Below are 23,909 nucleotides of genomic sequence, written 5' to 3' on the forward strand. Positions count from 1 at the left end.
GTATTATATTATTTTTTTAATTATTTATGTATTGCTTTTTTGCTGTATTCCTCTATAGTACAAATGGCTTTTTATAAGATACAATTGCAAGATTTAATTTAAAAATATTTATTTTACTTAAATGCCATTAAGTTCCACTCACCTTTCTAATTGCTTTTATTTTTTAATTATTTTTATATGAAAATAACTAGCAATATTTTTTATTACTAGTTACTTAAATTTCTATTTTATGTTTAAAATCATTTCTAATACATCTTCAAAATTTATATTAATTTTTGATTTATAACTATTTATATACTCAATTAAATTTTCATCTCCAGATTCATTAAAAATAGCTACTTCATCAACATTAAACTTTACATTAATTTCAACCTCTTTATTATCATAATATATTATAGGTATAACATCTATATCATATCCATTGTCCTTTAGATACTCTTCAAATCTATTCTTTTGCTTTATTACTGATAATATGGGATTATTTATCTTTTTAATCTTTCCATTTAAATTTGACTGCCATTTATTCTCCTCTAACTTTCCTGAAATTATTCCTTTATCATTTTTAATGTATATAATAAATGCTCCCATTTTGTTTATTATAACTGTATCTATGTTATTTATTCCTTTTTTTCCTTTAAAACTTAAATTCTTTAATATGTAGTTATCATCATTTAAATTAGTTAATACCTTTGGAATAACATTTTCATATGAAGCTTCTTCTCTTTTTAGCTTAATAAATCCATTATCATTATGATGCTTTTTTAAGTATCTTTTTTTAGAGTAAAAATAGGTTAAAATTAATGCTAATACTATAATAACTAAATCTTCAAAATCTCCTAATAAATTATAAATAGTAAATACCTTATTTATTAATTCAAAAATAAATTTAACAATAATCATACTAATTAAAAAAGTAACTACTGTTGAAAATTTATTTAATTCAAATTTTCCTATTTGTTTATTTTTAATTTCATTCATCTTAACTAGAATGGCCATTTAATCACACCTTTTATCTTAAATTACAACTAAAGGGTTAGAATTTAATCTAACCCTTTCTTAGTATTACCAAAATATTATATTATAACCATTCTTCAATTTGTACTTTAGAAGAAAGTTCCTGTAACTTTTCTAATGCATCTGCTGATTTATCTTCATCTACAAGAACAACTAAGAAATCTCCTGATAGTATCCTTGTACTACCATTTGGTATAATTTCTTTTCCACCTCTTTTTATAGCAACTAAAAGGCAATCCTCTGGCCATTCTATACTTTTTATAAGCTCGCCTTCAACCTTACTTCCCATAAATACTGATAATTCAAGTAATGTTTTCTTAATATAGGCTGTAGTTTCACTATCTTCCCCTTTATTATTATCCATCTTTTTAAGCCTTTTTTCTAAAAGACTTTCATATATAGGTTCTGACTTTAATATATCTGATGTTACATATGAAACTATTACAACAATAGTAAGTGCTAATAAATGCTCAAAGGAACCTGACATTTCTGTAATTAATATTATTCCTGTAATTGGCGCCTTTACTATTGAGGCAAAATGACCTGCCATTGCAAGTATTATAAAATTTATTATGTACATTGCTGGTATACTAGTAGATTTGCAAATAATTATTCCAAAAATATTTCCAACTATTGCCCCTAATACTAATAAAGGAAAGAAGATTCCTCCTGGAGCATTAGATCCAAAACTTATAAATGTAAATAAATATTTAACTAATAAAAATAAAAGTAGAATTTGTATTGAGAATCCCCCATTAACTAAACTCATTATAAGTTTATGTCCACCACCTAAAAGAATTGGTGCTGTAAGACCTATTAATCCTGCACATAAAAATGGTACCATAACCTTTACTTGAACAGGAACCTTTTTAAATGATGCATAAATATCTTGAGTTTTAAGTATTCCCTTACTAAAAGCCACTCCAGTAAAACCAACAACTATTCCTAATATTATAAGTGCCCAGTAATATTTTAATGGAAATACACTTACATTTGAAAAACCAAGTGATGGTTTAAGTCCTAAAAAGTTTTTGCACATAAAATCAGCAGCAATAGATGCTGACATTGCTGATAATAATACTAATGGTGAAAAGTTTTTATGAACTTCTTCTAGGGCAAAAATAACACCTGATAAAGGTGCATTAAATGCTCCTGCAAGACCTGCACTTGCACCACTTGTAATTAAAAATTTATCTTCTATATTTACCCTTTTACATACCTCTGAAAAACCTTGACCTACAGAAGCACCCATTTGTACTGATGGTCCTTCACGTCCAACAGATAAACCTGCAACTAATGCCATTGTTCCACCTATAAATTTATAAACTAGAACTCTAAGCCAGTTAACTTTAAGTCTTTTCATAAGTATGCCTTCAACTTGTGGTATACCACTTCCTGAAATCATAGAATCTCTTTTTACCAAACATCCAACAAAAAATCCCATAGCCCCTAAAATTAAAAAGGCTAATATTATCGTCAATGGATGCCCCTTAGAATATGTATAAAATTTAATTAATACAGGAGATAGTTTTTCAACTAACAATCTATTTGCAACAATAATTAACCCTGTAATTATTCCTATAAGCGCTGATTCCCATATTAATCTAATTTTCAAATTATTCCTATTGGGAAAAATATCGCTGACTCCTTCTTTTATCTTTTTCATCATACTTCCCCCTTAAATTACAGTCTACTTATTATTATATAACTTATTAACCTCTTTATAAAATAATTATATCTTCTAAAACATCTAAATATTAACTATTAACTGCAATTTAACCCTATTACTTCTAAAATTCTCTTAAATTTGTACATAATACTACATATTCCTTCTATATATTCTATTTTAAGTTCAAAGATATAATAAAAAAATCTTATAATATAATATTTAATTATATATTATAAAAGAGCCTTTAAGGCTCCTTTAACATACCATTTTAAATTCATTTTTAAATTGGTTTTTTAATAGTAAAATTATATCTTCTACTTTACTATCTGTAATTACATAGTCTAAGACAATACCTTTTGACCTATCATAACTTTCAAAAATTTCTTCAGCATTTTTAGAGTTGTTAAATACTTTCCAATATCCACATAACAAGCATTTCTTAGTTGTACATTCCATAAAATCTATAACATCTTCCAGTGGAATACCTAAAAATACTCCAAGTTCATGGGGACAATGGAATTTGTTATATCTCTCAACTAATTTATGTAATGTAATATCTAAGTCTAATTTAAGATTATATCCTAACTTTGATAAAAAATTTACAGTGCTTTCATTATTTATAAAGTCTTTTAATCTATTTTCTTCGTATATTAATAATATTATTGCTTTGTTATCCTCTCTAAGTAATATATGTTTTAAGCTAAATTTTTTTAAAAAGTCATCTTTGTAATAGTTCCAAGTATTATATTCAATACTTTCTTTACTTAGAGTAATTGTTGAAGATGGCTTAAGACCACTTACAACGGGGGCTAATAAAAACAACATATATTTGTCAAAATGTTCTATGTCATCCATATATTTTAATTTATTCATAAACTGCTTAATTTTTATTTCCATCCTCAACACTCCTATGTACTTATTATCTATTTACTATATTTTTACCAAGTTCTATTAATTTATTCTTATCTTCACCTTCTGGAAATTCATTTGCTATTACTTCCCTCTCTAAAAGATCAGCTCCTGCATCTAACATTCTATCTTCCCATGCTGTCATCCATTCTCCGCTTCCCCAGCCATAAGATCCAAATAAAATCATTTTCTTTCCTGAAACATTACCTTCTATAGATTGAATAAAAGGTTCCATTTCACATTCTTCTATTACTTCATCTCCCATTGCTGGTGATCCTAAAAGAACTATATCGCAATTTTCAACATCATCCACTGTTGCTTCACTTACATGCTTTAAATTTACTTCTGCTCCCTCTTCTTTTGCTCCACTTGCAATTAAGTTTGCCATCTCTTCTGTATTTCCACTACCAGTCCAATAAATAATATTAATTTTCATACTATCATCTTCTTTCTTAATTGATATTGATTATCATTATTTATTGATAGTATATTATCTTTTATTTATTTTGTCAATAAATTATCTAAAAATAAGAGTATATTTTAAAACCATCATAAAAAAATAGGCAAAAATAAAAATACTCTTACACATTATATGTAAGAGTATTTATAAGTTTAATAATTTCTATTTTGCTATTCTTCTTCCAAGTTCAACTAACTTTTCAGCATCTTCTCCTTCTGGAAGTTCCTTTACAACAACTTCTCTTTCTAAAAGATCAGCTCCTGCATCTAACATTCTATCTTCCCATTCTGTCATGAAGGCTCCACCGCCCCATCCAAATGATCCAAATAAAATCATTTTCTTTCCTGAAACTTCTCCTTCTATTGACTCAACAAATGGCTCAACTTCCATTTCTTCTAAATTTTCAGCTCCCATTGCTGGTGATCCTAAAAGAACTATATCACAATTTTTAACATCATCAATTGATGCTCCATCCATTGTAATTAAATTTACTTCTGCTCCATTTTCTTTAGCTCCACTTGCAATTAAGTTTGCCATTTCTTCTGTATTTCCTGTACTTGAATGATATATAATATTAATTTTCATAATTTCTCTCCTCTTTGTAAATGATAATTGTTATTTGTTAATAATATATATCATTTTATTTTTTAAGTCAATACTTTTTCGAAAAATTCTTATCATTTTACTCAGAATTATTTTTATAAAAAAAGTACTCCAATAAGAATTTTATTGAAGTACTCCATTTTCCATTTTTAAAACCTTATTTGCAACTATATTTGCAAAGGCAATATCATGGGTAATAATCATTATTGTTATTCCTTTTTTATTTAAATCTTTTATAATTTCACTAACTTCTAGAGTAGTTTTAGGGTCTAAGGCTGAGGTTGGTTCATCAAAGCATAGTACTTTAGGTTCCATAGCTAAAGCTCTTGCAATAGCAACTCTTTGCATTTGTCCACCTGAAAGTTCACAAGGATAGCTATCTTCTTTTCCATCCATTGATAAGCTTTTTAATATAGACTTTCCAATTATAATTGCCTCTTCTTTATTTTTCTTTAATACTTTAATTGGAGCTTCAATAATATTTTCAAGTACTGTCATATGTGGAAAGAGATTAAAGTTTTGAAATACAACTCCTATATCCTTTCTAACTTCTTTTAATTCTTTTCCTTGAACATATTCCCCATTTTTACAAAATACTTTATTATTTATTTTTATTTCTCCATCATCACATTTTTCAAGGCCTGTAATACATCTTAAAAGAGTTGTTTTCCCTTCTCCTGACCTTCCAACTACAACAACAGTCTTCCCCTTTTCTATATTTAAATTTAAATTTTCAAAAACATTATTATTTCCAAAACTTTTTTTGATTCCTTTAATATCTAACATAATATTACCTCCTATCTATAATAATTATTTCTTTTCTCAAGACTTTTAAATATATTAGTTAATATAATTACTAATATTAAATATATTGCTCCTACAATTACTAATGGAAAAAGTGAAGCTTCTCTATTTGTTGCTATTTTTCCAACCATTAAAATATCTTGAAGTCCAACTATATAAACAAGGGCTGTATCTTTAATTAGGTTTATTACCTCATTACCTATTGGAGGAATTACAACCTTAAATGCCTGTGGAATAACTATTCTAGTATAAATATCCCACTCTGATAATCCAAGCATCTCACAAGCTTCAAATTGGCCCTTATCTATTGACTCAATACCAGCTCTAAATATTTCTGCAAAGTATGCCCCATAATTTAATACAAAAGCAATTACAGCTGCATTAAATCTACCAAATCTTATTCCTATTAAAGGAAGTCCAAAGAAAATAAATATTATTTGTAAAAGTAATGGTGTTCCCCTCATAATTAAAATATATAAATCAATAATTGTTTTAGATAATTTATTACCTTTAACTCTTCCTATTGCTGTTATCATTCCTAAAGGTATTGATATAATTAATGTTAAAACAAATACCCCAAGAGTAATTTTTAATCCTCCTAATATTTGAGGAAGTAATACTTCAAAATTTATCATTTTTGTCCCTCCTTAAGCACTATATCTTTTCCAAACCACTTAATTGATATTTTTTCTGCACTCTTATCTTCTATTACAGCTCTTAATCCTTTATTTATTTCCTTTTGCATAGAAGTATCTCCCTTTCTCATACCAACAGCAAAATATTCCTTTCCAAAATCATCTTTTAAAACTTTATATTTTTCATTTCCACGTGCATTCATATAATATCTTGCAAGAACTTCATCTGCCACAACTCCATCTATTCTTCCTGCATCTAAATCCATTAATGCATCATTATTTGATTGGTATGATACAAAATTTCCTCCACTTAGATTATTTACAAAATTCTTATCCTTCATAACAGCATCTGATGCACTTGATGCTGCTTGTACTCCAAGTTTTTTATTTTTAAAATCTTTTTTATCTTTTATCTTTGAATTTGCTCTAACTATTATAACTTGTCTATCTGCTATATAAGGGGTTGAAAAATCTACTTCTTTTTCCCTGTCTTTTGTAATGGAATATCCATTCCATATTAAATCTATTTCTTTGTTTCTAAGTTCTGTTTCTTTCATTGTCCAATCAATTGGCTGGAATACTATTTTTTTATTTATCTTTTTTCCTACTTCTTTAGCTAAATCTATATCAAAGCCAACTACTTTCCCATTGTTATTTATAAAACCCATAGGAACAAAAGTATCATCATATCCTATTACAATTGTATTTTCATCTCTTTTATAATTATTTTTATTTAAAATATGTATAAGTGCTGCTCCTATTAGTACAACTAAAACCCATACAATTAAATTAATTCCTGTTTTCTTCATTACTCCCCCTCCTTGCTTTATTACTTTATCACGCTAAATCAATAAAGTCAATAATTTAAATAAAAAACCTCAAGAAATCTTCTTGAAGTTTTTTTTACTTATTAAGTAACTCTTTTAAGGTACCTGTTACCTTATCTTCATGTCCAGTAACTGTATTATTACCTTTTAATTCATTTTGTATATTATTTTTACTTTTATCTAAACCTTTTTTTATTTGTTTATATTCACCAATTAAATTATCCACATTACTTTTATCTTTATGAATATCACTATCAGACAAATCAATATTTAATGAAATGTTTTTATCTTGATCTTTTACGTTACTCTCATGATTAGAAGTGTTATCTACTTCAACTTTGTTATCTTTTGTACAACCACTTAAGGCTATTGCTAATAATACTACAACGAATAAACTTATAAATGATTTCTTCTTCATACACTCCTCCTTTTATCAAGATATACTTATATTATGATTTTTTCATTCAAATTTTCAACTGTTTTTTCAAAACTTTTACACATTGTTAATATAAAAAACTTCTAGAAGAAAATTCTTCTAGAAGTTTTTATTAATTATTATATTTATTTATTATCTTTTAACATTTCTGCAATTGCCGCTATACTACCTAAAGAAGATAATGTTTCATTTGGTAATATAAGTTTATTCGCAGGATTTACAGCCATTTCTTTTAAAGCTTCAATTTGTTTTAATGCAATAACTCTTTCATCAGTTCCTGACTCTAAAATTGCTGCATTTACCATTCTTACAGCTTCAGCCTCTGCCTTTGCTATTTCTTCTATAGCTTTTGCTTTACCTTCTGCCTCTAAAAGTTGAGATTCCTTTAATCCTTCAGCTTTTCTTATTTGAGCTTCTTTTTGAGCTTCTGCATCTAGTATTCTAGCTTGCTTTTCTCCTTCTGCCTTTTCGATTTGAGATTGTCTTCCTCCTTCTGCTTGAAGAATCATAGCTCTCTTATCTCTTTCTGCCTTCATTTGCTTTTCCATTGCATTTTGTATTTCAGCTGGTGGAATAATATTTTTTATTTCTACTGATAATATTTTTATTCCATATGCATCTGTAATTTCATCAATTATAATTAATAATTCTTGATTTATTTTATCTCTTCCTGATAAAACTTCATCTAAAGTCATATTACCAATTATATTTCTTATGTTCGTTGTTGCTGAATACACTATACCTGCTCTATAATCTTCAATATTATATACTGCATCCTTTGCATTTAAAAGTTTATAGAATATAACATTGTCTACTGATATATTAACATTATCCTTTGTAATAACTGTTTGTGGTGGTACGTCTATTATTTGTTGTTTTGTTGAAACCTTCTTTCTTACAAAATCAGCAAAAGGAATTGTTACATGCCATCCTGGTTCTAAAACTCTATGGAATTGTCCAAACCTCTCTACTACATAAAGATATCCTGTATTTACAATTTTTATTGATGATAAAATAGTTATTAATACTAATGCAATAATAACTATTAAAACAATTAGTCCTGCCATTATTATTCCTCCTATTTTTTATATTTTTTAATCATTAACTTTGTTCCTTCAATACCTGTAATAATAAATTGATCCCCCTTTTTAATTTCCTCTCCTTCATTTATTACAGTCCAATATACACCTCCTACCTTAACTAATCCTGTTTCTTTAATGATTTTCTCTGAGTCCAAAATCAAACCAATATAAGTTTCCTCCATTAATGGAGTTGTTTTTATATCAGTTTTAAATTTTTTCTTTGCCCAAGGATAACCAATACCTATAGCTATTAAACTAACTACAGTAAATACTATAATTTGTACTAAAAGACTAAAGTTTAATAGATCACAAAGAACAGCAGCTATAGCTCCAAGTCCAATCCAAGAAAATAGAAAAGCACTAGTAGCTAAATCAATGATAACCATTGCAATAGCAATTCCAATCCACACTAAAATTAAATGCATTTTTCCCCCTCCTTTTTAGATATTTCAATTATATCATTTAAATGTATAATTATCCTTGAATTTTACAATTTCAGTAATTGAATTTTGTAATTTAATTATATATTCTTTATTATCCCTTTACAAATTTTATTTTAACCTTTTAAAAGGTATTTGATACTATTTAAAGACGACTTAATAAACTTCTCTCTTGTTTTCATTGATTTTCTAATATTTTCATCTTATTATTGTTATATGTATAGTAAAGACTATTAGTACTACTAAATATAAATTGGAGATGATAAATTTATGGATTTTATAAAAATTGCATCAGCATGTCCAAAAACTAAAGTTGCTGATATTGAATATAATGTAACTGAAATTTTAAATTGTATAAATTCTGCAAAGGAAAAGGGTGTAAAGGCAATTGTCTTTCCAGAACTATCTATAACTTCATATTCTTGTAGTGACCTTTTCCTTCAAGATACATTAATAAAAGAATCATTAAATGGTTTAGTTAAAATCATGGTTGAAACATCAAAATTAGATATGTTAATAGCTGTTGGTGCTCCTCTTTTAAAGGGGTATACCCTTTATAACTGTGCCTACATTTTATTTAAAGGAAAAATTCTTGGAATAGTTCCAAAATCCTTTGTTCCAAATTATAGTGAGTTTTATGAAAAAAGATGGTTTTCTGAAGGTATTGGAATAATTAATGAAAAAGTTGATCTTCCTTTCCAAAAAAATATTCCTTTTGGAACTGATTTAATTTTCTCATCAGATTCCTTTAATTTTGGTGTAGAAATATGTGAAGATTTATGGGTAACAATTCCACCAAGTTCTTATCTTTCACTACTAGGAGCAAATATTATTTTTAACTTGTCAGCATCAAATGAGCTTGTCTCTAAAGCAGATTATAGAAAAGATTTAATTGCTAATCAGAGTGCTCGTTCAATTTGTGCTTATATATATTCTTCTGCTGGTGTTTTTGAATCCTCTACAGACCTTTTATTTAGTGGTCATTTATTAATAGGAGAAAATGGAACAATATTAAAAGAAAATGAAAGATTCCAAAGGGAAAATGAAATTATATATGCAGATATTGATGTATTTAGATTAAAAGCTGAAAGACTTAAAAATGTAAGTTTTAGAGATTCTTCAAAAATAACTCCTTTTATGCCAAGAATAATAAACTTCAATTTTGAATCAGTAAATTTAAATAAATTTGATAGATATATAGACAAACATCCCTTTGTTCCTTCTAAAAAAGAAGAGATGGAACAAAGATGTAAAGAAATATTCAACATTCAATCCTCTGCTTTAGCTAAGAGATTGGAACATGTTAATCTAAAAAAAGCTGTTGTTGGAATATCTGGAGGTCTTGATTCAACTTTAGCTCTTCTTGTAATTGTTAAAACATTTAAATTACTTAATATTGATAATAAAAATATAATTACAATTACAATGCCTGGCTTTGGAACTACTGATAGAACTTACAATAATGCTTTAACTTTATGTAAAGAACTTGGCTGTGATTTAAGAGAAATAAATATTGTTAAAGCTTGTCTTAGACATTTTGAAGATATTGGTCATGATAAAGAAATTCATGATGTTACTTATGAAAATGTTCAAGCAAGAGAAAGAACTCAAATTCTTATGGATATAGCTAATAAAGAAGGGGGAATATTAGTTGGTACTGGTGATCTTTCTGAATTAGCTCTTGGATGGTGTACATATAATGGAGACCATATGTCTATGTACTCAGTTAATCCATCAATTCCAAAAACATTAGTTAGATATTTAGTAAAATATGTTGCAGAAAATGAATCTACTGAAAAAGTATGCGAAACTTTATTAGATATATTAGATACTCCAGTAAGTCCAGAACTTCTTCCAAAGGATAAAACTACTGGAGAAATAGTTCAAAAAACAGAAGACATTGTAGGGCCATATGAATTACATGACTTTTTCCTATATCATTTTATAAAGCATGGCTCATCAAAGGAAAGAATACTTTTCTTAGCAGAACATGCATTTAAAGGTTACTACTCAAAGGAAACAATAGAAAAATGGCTTGATAAATTCCTTTGGAGATTCTTCTCTCAACAATTTAAGAGAAGTGCCTTACCTGATGGTCCTAAAGTTGGAAGTATTTCTTTAAGCCCTCGTGGTGACTTTAGAATGCCATCTGATGCATCAGTAAATTCTTTTAAATAAATTTAAATAAAAAAGGAGTAACTTAAAAAATAAGTTACTCCTTTTTTGATTATTGAATTTTTATTTATTTTTCTCTAACCTCTTTAACCTTAGCTTGTACTAATTTAACTAACTCTTCTCTATCATCTTTATTTTTTACTACATCCATCTTATCCATATCTATTATTAATACCTCAGAAGCATTATAACAATTTTCTACCCATTCATCATAACCTTCCCATAAAAACTTATAATAATCTTTTAAATCATCATCTATTTCAAATTCTCTTCCTCTTAGTCTTATTCTATCTAAAACTGTTTCAAAGGATCCCTTTAAATAAACCATTATATCTGGAGCCTTCTTTGGTAATTCTTTTAATTCTTCCATCATATTATTTAAAAGATTTTCGTATATTGACATCTCTAATTCTGAAATTCTTCCAAGTTCCATATTCTTTTTAGCAAAATACCAATCTTCATAAATAGATCTATCTAAAATATTATCATTTTTCACTAATGCTTCTTTTATGCTCTTAAATCTAGTATTTAAAAAATATAATTGTAAAAGAAAAGGATACCTTTTCTTATTTATCTCTTCTTCAGATTCACTATAAAATAGAGGTAATATTGGATTGTCATCTACACTTTCATAAAAAACCTCTGAATTAAAATGTTCTCCTAGAATTTTAGCTACAGAACTTTTTCCAAGTCCTATCATTCCACCAACAACTATCAACATATCTCACCTGTCCTTAAAAATTAAATTTCCAGATTATTTACCTATTTCTATAAAATTTCCTATTTATAAGAATACAAATTTTATGTTTTTTAGTCAATAGACTTTTAGTTTTTATTAAATTTTTCTTTATTTGAAAAAATTTCTTTCAAATTTATAAATATACTTATTATGTAATAGATTACTTAATTAAATATGTCAATCCTCCTTTACAATTACCCATTCTATAAGATATACTTAGTAAGTTGATAATAATTAATTATAGAATGTACGGTACAAATATATATAAATGAAGGGAAATTTTAATGAATAATATAAAATTTGAAGATTTAAACTTAAGACCAAGTATCTTAAAGGCAATAACTGACTTAGGATATGAGGCACCATCACCAATACAAGCTCAAAGTATACCTCTAGCTACAGAAGGATACGATCTAATCGGGCAAGCTCAAACAGGAACTGGAAAAACTGCTGCTTTTGGTTGCTCAATACTTAATACTTTTGAGAAAACAAATAATGTTGGTGCACTAATTCTTACGCCTACAAGAGAACTTGCAATCCAAGTTTATGAAGAGTTTAAGAAACTTACTAAATATGAAAAGTTACAAGTACTACCTGTATATGGTGGAGATTCAATAACTAAGCAAATAAAGGCATTAAACCAACATGTTGATATAGTTGTTGGAACACCTGGTAGAGTTCTTGATTTAATAAGAAGAAAGAAACTTATTTTAAACAAAGCTAAATACCTAATATTAGATGAAGCTGACGAAATGCTTAATATGGGATTTATAGATGATATTGAAAGTGTTATAGAAGAACTTCCAGATGATCGTCAAACACTTTTATTCTCTGCTACAATGCCACCTCAAATAAAGAAATTAGCTAACAAATACATGAAGAAAGATGCTAAGCATATAGAAATTAAAAGAGTTGCTATGACAGTATCTAAGATAGAACAAAAGTATTTTGAAGTTAATCATAAAAATAAATTTGAAGCATTATGTAGAGTTTTAGATTTTGATGCTCCAGAAATTGCTATAATATTCTGTAAGACTAAAAAAGGCGTTGATGAATTAGTTCAAGAAATGCAAAGCAAAAACTATGTTGTTGAGGGAATGCACGGAGATATGTCTCAAGTTCATAGAATGAAAACTTTAAAAAGATTTAAAGAAGGTTCTTTAAACTTCTTAGTTGCAACTGATGTTGCTGCAAGAGGAATAGACGTTGAAGGCGTTACACACGTTATAAACTACGACTTAACTCAAGATGTAGAAAGTTATGTTCATAGAATTGGAAGAACAGGAAGAGCTAATAAAGAAGGTACTGCTTATTCATTCATTACTCCAAGAGAAAATGGAATGATGAGAGAAATTAAAAAAGTAACTAAAGGTATTATAGAAAAAGGAACTATACCTACAGTTGATGAAATACTTGAAAAGAAACTTCAAAATAAGTATTCAAGTATAGAAGGTGCTCTTGAAAAGAAAGCTTACAAAAAGTATTTACCACTTGCTGAAAGCATAGCTGAAAACTTTGATCCTGTTGATGCCATTGCTGCATTATTAAAAATGCAATTTGACAATGAAATGTCTTTTGATTACAAAGAAAATGCATTAACAGCTCCAAAGTCAGAAGAAGTTAGACTATTCTTCTCAATAGGTAAGAGAGATAAACTTTCACCTAAGACTTTTGTTAAATTTATTGTAGATAGAGCTAGAGTAAATGGTTCTAAAATAAATAAAATTGACATACTTGAAAACTTCTCTTTTGTTTCTGTAGAACCAGATATACAAAAGAAAATTATTGAAAAATGTTCAGGATTAAAACTTAACGGAAGAAGAGTTAATGTTGAAGTAGCAACAAAAAGAAGATAAATTTTAAGCAGGGTTTACCAAAACCTTGCTTTTTTTATTTTATTTACTTTAAAACAGCTCTTTATTTTTAATTAAAATAAATATTTTATTTAAAAATAAAAAAGGAAAGAGTAGTTTTTAATTAATTACTACTCTTTCCTACCTATCCTCTATAAACATAAAAATTTATATCCTTTCTATTTTGAAGATAATTTTTCTGATAATCTTTTTAAATCTTTAAGATTTAATGATGAAAGACTTTTTCTAGTATATTTATTTTTAGATGAGTTGTTTCTTATTCTTGATATAAATACTTCTCTATAATTCATTTAACTCCCCCCTTTTTTTAATTTTATCTATTATTATAATTATTTATATTATAGTTGTCAAATATAAATTACAAAAATGCCAGATATATACATATATACACTGGCACTCTTGTTATCCCAAATATGAAACTGCACTAAGTGCAGCAATATTGCCTTCTCCAGCAGATTTTATATATTGATAAGGCTTACCTACACAATCTCCTGCTGCAAAACATCCCTTAATATTTGTACGCATTAATCTATCTACTTTAATGTGTCCATCTTCTATTTCAAGACCTGGAACTAATTGAGTTGGTGGAACAGCATTTTTTAATAAAAATACTCCATCTGTTTCTAACTCTTTTCCACCTTTAAATATTATTTTAGAAACTTTTGAATCCCCTAAAATCTCTAAAGGTCTATCATCTATAATATTTATTCCTTTGTCTAATTTATAATTACCTTTATACATTGGAACAAAGAAAACTTCTTCTGCTAATTCATTAACAAAATTTGCTTCTTCTTCCCCTTCTTCTGTATAACTTATTATTGTTACTTTCTTGCCCTTATAAAGTGGAGCATCACAGGTTGCACAATATCCAACCCCTCTTCCAAGGAATTCTTCCTCTCCCTTTAATGGTTTAGTGTACTCTGTACCTGTTGCCAGTATAACTGATTTAGCTTCATACATCTTTTGGTTAACCATTAAAGCGAAATAATCTCCCATAGAATATATGTTATTTATTCTTTCACTTACAATTTCAATTCCCATTTTATCTAAATGGCTTTGAAAATCATTTAAAAGATCTTTACCTGTACCTGAAGTAAAACCAAGGTAATTATTAACTTTTGGAGCTTTTTCTAACTTATCACTAAGATTTTTGCTTCCAAAAATTATAAAAGATTTATTTCTGATTTTTGCATTTAGTGCTGCTGATAAACCTGCAGGTCCACTTCCAACTATTGCAATATCATATCTTTTTTCCATAAAAGTAACCTCTTACTTATTCTTTTCAATTAATGCTTTTATTTGATCCTTTGGTAAAAATCCTACAACAGTATCAACTTCTTTTCCATCTTTAAATATCTTTAATGTTGGTATACTTTGTATTTGATACTTATTTGCTACATTTGGGCTTTCATCAACATCTATTTTTACAAACTTAATATCTTCCATTTCTGTTTCTAATTGTTCTAAAACTGGAGCTATCATCTTACATGGTCCACACCAAGTCGCAAAAAAGTCAACAAGAACTACTCCCTTTTCATCTATAACTTCTTTATTAAAACTATTATCTCCTATATGTCTTGGCATAATTTCTTCCTCCTGTTTTATACCCCTAAGGGGTATGTCTTTTTTATTTATAATATACCTTTTTATATTATTAGTCAATACTATTTTAAACTATTATTTTTTAATTATTCTTATAAAAAAACTTCTATAAACTCTAGTTAAAATAAGGATTTAAGTATAGTATTAATAATTAATTATAGTTATTTATATATATAGGTCATAATAATTTTTCTTTTTATTCATAAGATCTTCATTCCTACTATTTTTAACATATACTCATTTTTAAATTTGAGCTTTAGATTATATTAATCTAAATATCTATTTATCGTATATTAATGTTCCAGAATAAATTTTATTTGTTCTAGTTCCAGGTTTTATTTCACCATTTATTGAATATAAATGCTTTCCATTTAAAATTAAAGCCTCTCCACATGGAGCATTAAATGGTACTTCACCTATTGATTTCCATGTATTATCCTTTGAATTATAAATTAGTATTTTATTGTTCCATTTAAATTCGTAAGGATCCTTTCCAAAATAACTTTCTTTAAAATCTGATAATTTTTTGCCTTTTAATGAAGTTAAATTTTTTACTGCATTATCGTATACTTCTTTGTTAAAACCTCCAATTACAAGAATTTCATCATTATTAAGTTTTACTGAATTTGCTCCTAAAAGAGAAATTTTTTCATTAGAAACTTTAACATCAGCTACCTTACTCCATAAATTATCCTTAATACTATATTTATACCCATCAGTATATGCAACTTTATCTCCACCACTAAATATGTATATATTATCTCCTAAAATTTGAGCTACTGGTTGATTCCTAGTAGTTTCTCCTGGAATTGATTTTACTTCCTCTGTTTTCTTTGTATCTATGTTAAATTTATATACTTTATTACTTGCCTTTCCATTTTGCTTTCCAAGTCCTAAATAAATATCCTTATCTTTTTTAACTGCAAATCCATCACTAAAAGTAAATGGTAAATCTCCAATATGTTTTAAATTAACCTTCCCATTTTTATCTGTTGTAATTAAAGATACATTATCTCCTTCTTTTTTATTTGGACTTCCTCCTATGTAATATATACCTTCGTCAGCAGTTATAGAACTTCCATATCCAATTTCATAATCTAATGTTGAATGGTTTACTTCCTTCAAACTTCCATTTTCATCTTTTAATACATATATATCAGGATAATATTTTTTCTTTCCACCCTTTGATGCTGGTTTTTCTGGGAAGTTTGCTCCTCCACCTACAACAATAAAATCTTTTGTTTTACCAAAAAGCATTCCAGCTGTACCTATATTTTTGTCAGATCCTTTCTGAGGTGAAAGCTGCCCATCACTTGTCCAAAGAATTTTCTCTATTTTACTATTGTTATTTTCAACTTGATCTTTCTTTTCTTTATTCCCACATCCAACTAAAATAAGGGGTAATGCTAAGAAAATACTATATTTTAATATTTTTTTCATATTATCTATTCCTCCAAAGTTTATTTCTTAGTATATTTTCTTTTGATATTAAAAAAAGCACCTAATGAAATTAAAACACCTCCTAAATATGATAAATTACCTCCCATACCTGTTTTAGGTAATTTATCTCCATTATCATTTTTATCTATTGATTCTTTTGAATTTAATGGCTGGATTTCTTTTTTATTTTCTAGTTTTTTTTTAATATTATTTCGAGGACTGGCTGATAATATAGATTTGCTGTATTCTAACCCATTCTTAGCCTTTTCAATTTCCTTAATTACATTAGTTATTGTTTCTTTGCTAACACTTCCATTATTTAATATTTCTTCTCCATGATTAATTGCTTCTCTATATTTTGTTACACTTTCTGGTGTCATTCCAGTTGTATCTTTATTTTCACTTAATAATTTAGATAATGTTTCTTTATTTACATTATTTAAATTACTATCTAAATATTTTAAATTCATTTCTATATAAGACATTTCTTCATTAGGGGTACCTTCATAAAATAATCCTATATTACCATTATTTAATTCTGATAAACAAGAATAAGCATAATAACCTCTCTTTACTAGTTTTTTATATTTCCAATTAATTTTATATTTAGGTTCTCCATTATTATAAGTTCCTACTTTATCAATTAACCCTATTCTAACAGTACCATTTGATCTATCTCTGGCATCAGGATTGGCAAAAATTATAGCATCTTTTCCATCAATTTTTTCACTATAATTTATAGCTGTTAATTGACAATATGGTTCTAAAACATCCGTATCCTTTTCTACATTTTCATCCCAAGTTGCACCTCCATCAAAACTTGTTGCAACATTTAAATATCCAGTTAAATTTCTCATAAATAATTTTAATTGTCCATCTGGCATTTCAACAGCTTGACACTCAGTTAATTGGTATGAATTATCATTTAATGTTTTAGAATTTATAACTCTTCCACCACTAACTTTTCTATTATCATTTGGAGATTCTCCTCTAGTCCAAGTCTTTCCATGGTCATCACTATATATTACAGCACTAGATTGTTTGTTATTTTCATTAGTATAGTAAATAGGATATACAATTCTTCCTTTATGTTTTCCCTTCTTCATTTGTATTCCTCTACCAGGGGCTACTCCCATAAACTTCATCCAGTTTTCCTTAACTTCATAATTTATATTTTTAGGTGAGCTCCAAGTCTTTCCGTCATCATCACTATATATAATATCTATATAACTTGTTCCATAAATTTTTAAAGGTGAATTACTTGCTGTTATATTACTTATTTTTTTATTATTTTTATATAAATTACTATTAGAATCTATTGTATACTCTGTTTTCTTTCCATCTTTGTCATATACTACATTATCCCTTACAGTAAATTCATTACCTAAACTATTATAAAGACATAAATATTTCTTTCCATTAATATCTTTAAATCCATTTCCTTTTTTAGAATTTCCAAAACCATATCCTGAAGGAAAATGAGTTACTAATAAAAATATTCTTCCTGTTTCATCATCTTGAATTAAGCTTGTATCTATAGTAGATGCTTTATCAGGATAATCTATAATTATTTTTCCTGTATTCCAAGTTTTACCTCCATCTTCACTTCTTCTTATTGCCGTATCTATATTGTTAGGTGAGTCTGCTCCATTAGATATTCTTGCATCAATTGAAGCTAATAGTGTACCTTTTTTTGTAGTAAATAATGCTGGTATTCTATAATTATTTGAATTTAAATATCCTTTATAAAATAAATCTACAGCCTTTGTTTTAACTGCCCCATCTACAAGTTCCTCTTCCTTTTCTTTTGTTTCTCCTGTTTTATTTATTAAATATTCATCACTTAATGGCTCTTTATAAATATTTAAAAACTCTATATTACCTTTTAAATTATATTCATTAGCTTGTCCATACCTTTTAGTTTTTCCAATAAATGCACTATCTAAGTTTGCTATATTTTTTATAAACTTAGTATTATTATCTTTAACATCATTTATAATTTTTCCGTTAAGGTAAAGTTTATATCCTTTATTTTTTTCAACCTTTAAAGCAACTGTATTTTCTTCTGGATTTAAAATAGCATCTTTATAAATATGAGCTAAATTTTCTGTACCAACTTGTGTATTTCCTTCATTTTTTTGATTTCTAACTTCAAATCCAACTTTTGAATTTGTAACGTAAAAATTAAAATATCCATTTCTTGTTTTACTATTACTTATTCCAAGTAAAGTTTGAATTTTCGAGTCCTTTAAATTAAATCTTACGACAATTGTACCTTCCTCTAAATCCTTATATTTACCTAGATCATTTGTAATATTTAGAGGATTAACACCATCTAAATTTACATTTTTATAATTTCCTAAAGAATTTAATTTTTCAGTCCTACCTACACTTTCCTTATAACTAGCCTTGTCATTTAAATTTAAAGAATTTCCTTGGGTTAAAAAATAATTACCTCCATTAATAGCCATAGACGTGGCTATTAATAATGTTGCACCTTTATAAATCATTTTTATCTCCTCCTATAAAATATAAATTATTTAATATTTTTTTATTTAACTTTTTATTTATAGAATTTTTTAACTATAATTTTTAACATATTTAATTAAGTTAAAAATCATATTATCTTTTGATTTATTTATAGAACATTTTTGAATTATATAGTTAATGAAATACAATACATCTAGCTAAAGAATTTATGAAAATAAATTGTACATTAACATTTTTCATGAAAATCTTTTTCTTATATGTTTTATTGTAAACATTTTCTTTCCATTTTTCAACATATTTTTTTAAATTTTCTTAATATTTTTTAAATTTAGAAAATTATTTTCATATTAATCTAATATTATTAAATAAATATAATAATTATTTTATAAAATCTATTATCCATAATATAAATTTCTTTTACAAAAAAAAAATAGACTAAGTTTAATTAGTCTATTTTCCTATAATTTAATTATTTTTAATCCATTCTCATTGCTGAAGTATAAAGATCATAATAAATTCCCTTTTTATCCATAAGTTCCTTATGACTACCCTTTTCTTCAATGCCATCATCAGTTAAAACAACTATTTCATCTGCATTTCTTATAGTTGATAATCTATGGGCAACAACTATTGTTGTTCTTCCAAAACAAAGTTTATCTAATGATTTTTGTATCATAGCCTCAGTTGTATTATCAAGTGCTGATGTTGCTTCATCTAATATTAAAATTTTAGGATTCTTTAAAAATACTCTAGCTATTGATATTCTTTGTTTTTGACCACCAGATAGCTTTACTCCACGCTCTCCAATATAAGTTTCATATCCATCCTTTTGTTCCATTATAAAGTCATGAATATTTGCCATTTTACAAGCTTTTATTATCTCTTCATCGGTAGCTTCCATATTACCATAGAGAATATTTTCTTTTATTGTACCTGTAAATAAAAATACTTCTTGTTGAACCATACCAATATTTTTCCTTAAAGAATCAGCTTTAATATTATAAATACTTTCTCCATCAATTAAAATATCTCCACTATCTATTTCATAAAATCTAGGAATCAAATTACAAAAAGTTGTCTTTCCTCCACCTGAAGGTCCAACTAATGCTACCATCTTCCCAGCCTCAATATTTAGTGAAATTCCTTCTAATATTTTTTTATCTTCATAACTAAAGTGAACATTGTCAAACTTTATATCCCCTTTAATATTCTTTAAATCCTTAGCATTTTCTTTATCCTTTTCTTTAGGTAACTTTAAAATATCAGTAAATCTATTAAATCCGCTCATTCCATTTTGATATTGTTCCATAAAGTTTATTAATTTTTTAATTGGATCTGTAAATAACTTTATATAAAGAACATAAGCCATAAAATCACCAATATTAATCTTATCATATAAAGTAAAAATTCCACCTAAAATTAATACTACATAATTTAATAAATCAACATAAAAATTAGCTCCTGCAAAATACTGGGCCATAACTTTATATGCCCTTTCTCTTGCTCTTTTAAATCTTGTATTACCAACTTCAAACTTTTCTATTTCATACTTTTCACTTACAAAAGCCTTTGAAACTTTAATTCCAGAAATACTATTTTGAAGTGTAGCATTTACAAAACCTGTTTCTTCCCTTGTTTTAAGAAAGGCTCTATGCATTCTCTTTCTTTGAATTAAAGTGAAAATAACTATTATAGGAATAAAAGCAAATATAATAAGAGTTAATATTAAGTTTATATTTACAAGTATAATAAATGAACCAAATAGCATTATAATTGAAATGAATAAATCTTCCGGTCCATGATGGGCAAGTTCTGAAATATCATTTAAATCATTTACTATTCTAGACATTATATCTCCAGTTTTATTATTATCAAAGTATGTATTAGGAAGTCTTTGAAGGTGAGTATATAAATCTCTTCTCATATCTCCTTGCATTCTAACTCCAACCACATGTCCCCAATACTGCATAAAGTAACCACAAATAGCTTTAACAATAAATATTAAAATAAGTGTTATTCCAAAGTAACTTATCATTCTTAAATCTTTATCTGGTATAGATATGTTTATAAGTTCTTTTGTCATATATGGATATACTAAATCACAACCTGCTGCAATTAATGCGGCAAGTAAATCTAATAAAAACAACTTTTTATATGGTTTATAATAAGTAATAAATTTTTTTAACATTTTCTCTCCTTATAGTAAATTTATAATATCTCCTTTGTGTTTTTGAAGTTCTTCTATGAAAACTCCTTTAACCTTTAAAGGTGATTCTCCAACAACAATTACCTTCCCTTGGAAATATATACATTCATCCACATCATGTGTAACAAAAATAACTATTCTCTTATCTTCATTAAAAATCTTCTTAAATTCATCCATAATAGAATATTTTGTTTTATAATCTAAAGACTTAAATGGCTCATCCATAAGTATTACCTTTGAAGGTTTACCTAAAGCCCTTGCAATATTAATTCTTTGCTTCATTCCACCACTTAGCTTATCTGGATAAGTATTTACCCAGTCTTCTCCTGAAACCTTTTTTAATACCTCTAAAACCTTATTGTCAAGGTCTATCCCTTTATAATAATTTTTTAAAGCTAATTTTAGGTTTTGTGACACTGTAAGCCATGGTATTAATCTATCTTCTTGAAAAATGTAACTAACATTATTTAAATTACATCCTTCTATTGTTCCAGAATCTAATTTAAGTAGCCCTGAAATTAAATTTAATATTGTACTTTTCCCTTTTCCCGATTCTCCTATTAAACAATTAATTTTGCTATTATCTAACACTAAATTAAAATTATCTAATACTTTCTTTTCTCCAAAACTTTTACATACATTTTTAAGTATTAATTTACTCATCTTTTTGCCACCTATAATATTTTTTAGTTAAAATTTTATTTACTAATTCAAAAAGCAAAGATATTATAGCAATAATTACTATCCAAGCAAAAATAGTTGGAGTATCAAAGTTCATCTTTGCAAGCTGTACTGATGCCCCTATACCATATTTAGGCTGTCCGTGGACTTCTCCAGCAATTACTACCTTAAAGGCTAATGATATAGTAGGAACTAATATTTTTAGTATATAAAAGATTATATTTGGCACATATACCTTTTTAACTTTTTCTAAAGTTGGTACTTCATATATTTTCATCATTTCTTCTAATTTTTTATCATTTTTAGTTAAAGTATTTAAAATGCCATCATAAAGAATTGGAAATACAATTGCTATTCCCACTATAAATGGAGCATTATCTTTATCAACCCATATAAGGGCAAGAACTACTAATACAAGAGTTGGGATTGTTTTTCCTATAGAATTCAAAGGTTTTAATAGATTATTTATAAGAGGGTACAAACTTGATAGTACCCCCATTATTATTGCAAATACAAGTGCCACTACAAAGCTGATTATTGTTCTATAAAAGCTTGAAAATACAATTAGCAAAAAATCCTTTTCTTTTACTATTTGAGCTATTGAAGCTAACACCTCTTGAAGCTTTGGAAGATATATATCATTATTAATTTTTAATGCAATTACCTGCCAAAGTAATAATAATATAAATCCTCCTATTAATATTTCAAATTTACTTTTCCATGTAGATTCCTTCATTTGGAACCTTTCCGCCTATTGACTTACTATCAAATTTATCTAATTTTTTAAAGTAAGTATTATATTCTGTCTTTGAATCCTTTATTGGAACATATTTAAGATTTGATTTTTTAATAGCTTTTCCTATTATGTTTTTATTTGCTGAAACGCCTATGCTTTCACAAATATCTCCAAGGTCCTTTTTATCTTCTACTGCATATTTTACACTGTCATCTAATTTATCTAAGAACTTTTCAACAAATTTATTATCATTTTTAATTAAGTCTTCCTTAACTATTACAGTAGCTTGAGGGAAACCGTATTTTGAATTATTTTCTTTTTTCCACTCATCATTTAAATTCATTATTACATTTAAATTTGGCTTCTTAGCTAATACTTGACTTAAAGCTGGTTCTGGAACAACTGCAAATTTTGCTTTTCCTGAAATTATTGTTGGTGCAAGTTCTGTAATTCCATTTAAATAACTAAACTTAATATCCTTATTTACATTTAAGCCTAAGTTACTTAAAACATCTTTTGTAACTATATCTGGAGTAAGACCTTTACCTATATTATAAATTTCTTTTCCTTTTAAATCTTTTATATTTTTTATTTTTTCTGTTGATACTAAATAAAATGATCCCCAGCCTGTTGTTGCTGCTATTTTATAACCTATCTTTTTGTTATATTGTATTGCAGCTACATTTGATGGAACTATTGCAATGTCAGCTTCGCCCTTCATTACAGAAGTTACTAATGCATCTGGAGTCTTTTCTATTGTATATTTAACATTAAATCCATCTTCAATCTTTGGATTGTCTTTTATTAATTTAGCTGCACTTATAGCTGGCAGTCCATCTGGTACCATTACCTTTATTTCCTTTGCTTGTTTTGAAGCATCTGAAGTACTTTTATTACCTTCACCACAGCCTACTAACGTAAAGACTGCTACCATCATCAACAAAATACTTGCTATCTTTTTTTTCATAACTTATATCCCCCTTATATTATTAAGTTGTATTTTTAAGCTATAATCAGTATGCCTTTATAGCATATTTCATAAAGTAATTTTTGCTTTAACTTAAATTATACCAAAAAAATGCAAAAT

23 protein-coding genes are annotated in these 23,909 nt (G+C 26.9%); 2 read left to right on the forward strand and 21 right to left on the reverse strand.

Features of this window, described 5'->3' with window-relative positions:
• Positions 1–222: 222 nt before the first annotated feature.
• The 11 genes from J2S18_RS01345 to J2S18_RS01395 all read right to left on the reverse strand — a co-directional run bounded on the left by J2S18_RS01345 (position 223) and on the right by J2S18_RS01395 (position 8,864).
• Complete coding sequence (locus J2S18_RS01345) at positions 223–996, reverse strand: nuclease-related domain-containing protein (protein WP_307482246.1); 774 nt, start codon at positions 994–996, stop codon at positions 223–225.
• A gap of 82 nt (positions 997–1,078) precedes the next feature.
• Positions 1,079–2,683, reverse strand: a complete 1,605-nt coding sequence (locus J2S18_RS01350; protein ID WP_307482249.1) for a ClC family H(+)/Cl(-) exchange transporter — start codon at positions 2,681–2,683, stop codon at positions 1,079–1,081.
• Positions 2,684–2,938: 255 nt separating this feature from the next.
• A complete protein-coding gene (locus J2S18_RS01355; protein WP_307482253.1) occupies positions 2,939–3,580 on the reverse strand; it encodes a DUF3793 family protein in 642 nt (213 codons plus the stop codon).
• Between the two features lie 22 nt (positions 3,581–3,602).
• Positions 3,603–4,028, reverse strand: a complete 426-nt coding sequence (locus J2S18_RS01360) for a flavodoxin (protein WP_307482256.1) — start codon at positions 4,026–4,028, stop codon at positions 3,603–3,605.
• A 186-nt stretch (positions 4,029–4,214) separates the two neighbouring features.
• Complete coding sequence (locus tag J2S18_RS01365) at positions 4,215–4,640, reverse strand: flavodoxin (RefSeq protein ID WP_307483505.1); 426 nt, start codon at positions 4,638–4,640, stop codon at positions 4,215–4,217.
• Between the two features lie 138 nt (positions 4,641–4,778).
• The gene (locus tag J2S18_RS01370) at positions 4,779–5,441 is read right to left on the reverse strand and encodes an amino acid ABC transporter ATP-binding protein (RefSeq protein WP_307482259.1); all 663 of its coding nucleotides are present in this window, start codon (positions 5,439–5,441) and stop codon (positions 4,779–4,781) included.
• A gap of 11 nt (positions 5,442–5,452) precedes the next feature.
• Positions 5,453–6,091 carry an amino acid ABC transporter permease gene (locus J2S18_RS01375; RefSeq protein ID WP_307483507.1) on the reverse strand — a complete coding sequence of 213 codons (639 nt, stop codon included), beginning with the start codon at positions 6,089–6,091 and terminating at the stop codon, positions 5,453–5,455.
• Positions 6,091–6,903, reverse strand: coding sequence for an amino acid ABC transporter substrate-binding protein (locus J2S18_RS01380; RefSeq protein ID WP_307482263.1), 813 nt, complete (start codon positions 6,901–6,903; stop codon positions 6,091–6,093). The genes J2S18_RS01375 and J2S18_RS01380 overlap by 1 nt, the downstream gene beginning before the upstream one ends.
• 94 nt (positions 6,904–6,997) lie before the next feature.
• A complete protein-coding gene (locus J2S18_RS01385; protein WP_307482266.1) occupies positions 6,998–7,339 on the reverse strand; it encodes a hypothetical protein in 342 nt (113 codons plus the stop codon).
• A gap of 143 nt (positions 7,340–7,482) precedes the next feature.
• On the reverse strand, positions 7,483–8,424 hold the full coding sequence (locus J2S18_RS01390) for an SPFH domain-containing protein (protein ID WP_307482269.1): 942 nt from the start codon (positions 8,422–8,424) through the stop codon (positions 7,483–7,485).
• 11 nt (positions 8,425–8,435) lie between these two features.
• Entirely contained in the window at positions 8,436–8,864 is a 429-nt protein-coding gene (locus J2S18_RS01395; protein WP_307482271.1) for an NfeD family protein, read from the reverse strand.
• Positions 8,865–9,149: 285 nt separating this feature from the next.
• On the opposite strand from J2S18_RS01395, the gene J2S18_RS01400 reads away from it, so the two are divergent.
• Positions 9,150–11,057 (forward strand): NAD(+) synthase, encoded by a 1,908-nt coding sequence (locus J2S18_RS01400; RefSeq protein ID WP_307482274.1) that lies wholly within the window; start codon positions 9,150–9,152, stop codon positions 11,055–11,057.
• Positions 11,058–11,121: 64 nt separating this feature from the next.
• Here the strand turns inward: J2S18_RS01400 and J2S18_RS01405 are convergent, their stop codons facing one another.
• Positions 11,122–11,775 (reverse strand): deoxynucleoside kinase, encoded by a 654-nt coding sequence (locus tag J2S18_RS01405; protein WP_307482277.1) that lies wholly within the window; start codon positions 11,773–11,775, stop codon positions 11,122–11,124.
• A 302-nt stretch (positions 11,776–12,077) separates the two neighbouring features.
• On the opposite strand from J2S18_RS01405, the gene J2S18_RS01410 reads away from it, so the two are divergent.
• On the forward strand, positions 12,078–13,649 hold the full coding sequence (locus J2S18_RS01410; protein ID WP_307482279.1) for a DEAD/DEAH box helicase: 1,572 nt from the start codon (positions 12,078–12,080) through the stop codon (positions 13,647–13,649).
• A gap of 176 nt (positions 13,650–13,825) precedes the next feature.
• Here J2S18_RS01410 and J2S18_RS01415 read toward each other — a convergent pair whose 3' ends face one another.
• The 9 genes from J2S18_RS01415 to J2S18_RS01455 all read right to left on the reverse strand — a co-directional run bounded on the left by J2S18_RS01415 (position 13,826) and on the right by J2S18_RS01455 (position 23,789).
• Entirely contained in the window at positions 13,826–13,957 is a 132-nt protein-coding gene (locus tag J2S18_RS01415; RefSeq protein ID WP_307482282.1) for a hypothetical protein, read from the reverse strand.
• Between the two features lie 112 nt (positions 13,958–14,069).
• Positions 14,070–14,924: an NAD(P)/FAD-dependent oxidoreductase gene (locus J2S18_RS01420; protein ID WP_307482284.1), complete on the reverse strand. Its 855-nt coding sequence runs from the start codon at positions 14,922–14,924 to the stop codon at positions 14,070–14,072.
• Positions 14,925–14,936: 12 nt separating this feature from the next.
• Positions 14,937–15,251, reverse strand: coding sequence for a thioredoxin (gene trxA / locus J2S18_RS01425; RefSeq protein WP_307482287.1), 315 nt, complete (start codon positions 15,249–15,251; stop codon positions 14,937–14,939).
• A gap of 297 nt (positions 15,252–15,548) precedes the next feature.
• On the reverse strand, positions 15,549–16,709 hold the full coding sequence (locus J2S18_RS01430; RefSeq protein WP_307482290.1) for a cyclically-permuted mutarotase family protein: 1,161 nt from the start codon (positions 16,707–16,709) through the stop codon (positions 15,549–15,551).
• Between the two features lie 20 nt (positions 16,710–16,729).
• Positions 16,730–19,219, reverse strand: coding sequence for a sialidase domain-containing protein (locus J2S18_RS01435; protein ID WP_307482293.1), 2,490 nt, complete (start codon positions 19,217–19,219; stop codon positions 16,730–16,732).
• A 455-nt stretch (positions 19,220–19,674) separates the two neighbouring features.
• Entirely contained in the window at positions 19,675–21,387 is a 1,713-nt protein-coding gene (locus tag J2S18_RS01440) for an ABC transporter ATP-binding protein (protein WP_307482296.1), read from the reverse strand.
• Positions 21,388–21,396: 9 nt separating this feature from the next.
• Positions 21,397–22,068, reverse strand: coding sequence for an ABC transporter ATP-binding protein (locus J2S18_RS01445; protein ID WP_307482299.1), 672 nt, complete (start codon positions 22,066–22,068; stop codon positions 21,397–21,399).
• Positions 22,061–22,822 carry an ABC transporter permease gene (locus J2S18_RS01450; RefSeq protein ID WP_307482301.1) on the reverse strand — a complete coding sequence of 254 codons (762 nt, stop codon included), beginning with the start codon at positions 22,820–22,822 and terminating at the stop codon, positions 22,061–22,063. Before J2S18_RS01450 ends, J2S18_RS01445 begins: the two co-directional genes overlap by 8 nt.
• Positions 22,797–23,789 (reverse strand): ABC transporter substrate-binding protein, encoded by a 993-nt coding sequence (locus J2S18_RS01455; protein WP_307482304.1) that lies wholly within the window; start codon positions 23,787–23,789, stop codon positions 22,797–22,799. Before J2S18_RS01455 ends, J2S18_RS01450 begins: the two co-directional genes overlap by 26 nt.
• Positions 23,790–23,909: the final 120 nt, after the last annotated feature.

Source organism: Eubacterium multiforme, assembly GCF_030813415.1.
GTDB classification, from domain to species: Bacteria; Bacillota; Clostridia; order Clostridiales; family Clostridiaceae; genus Clostridium; species Clostridium multiforme.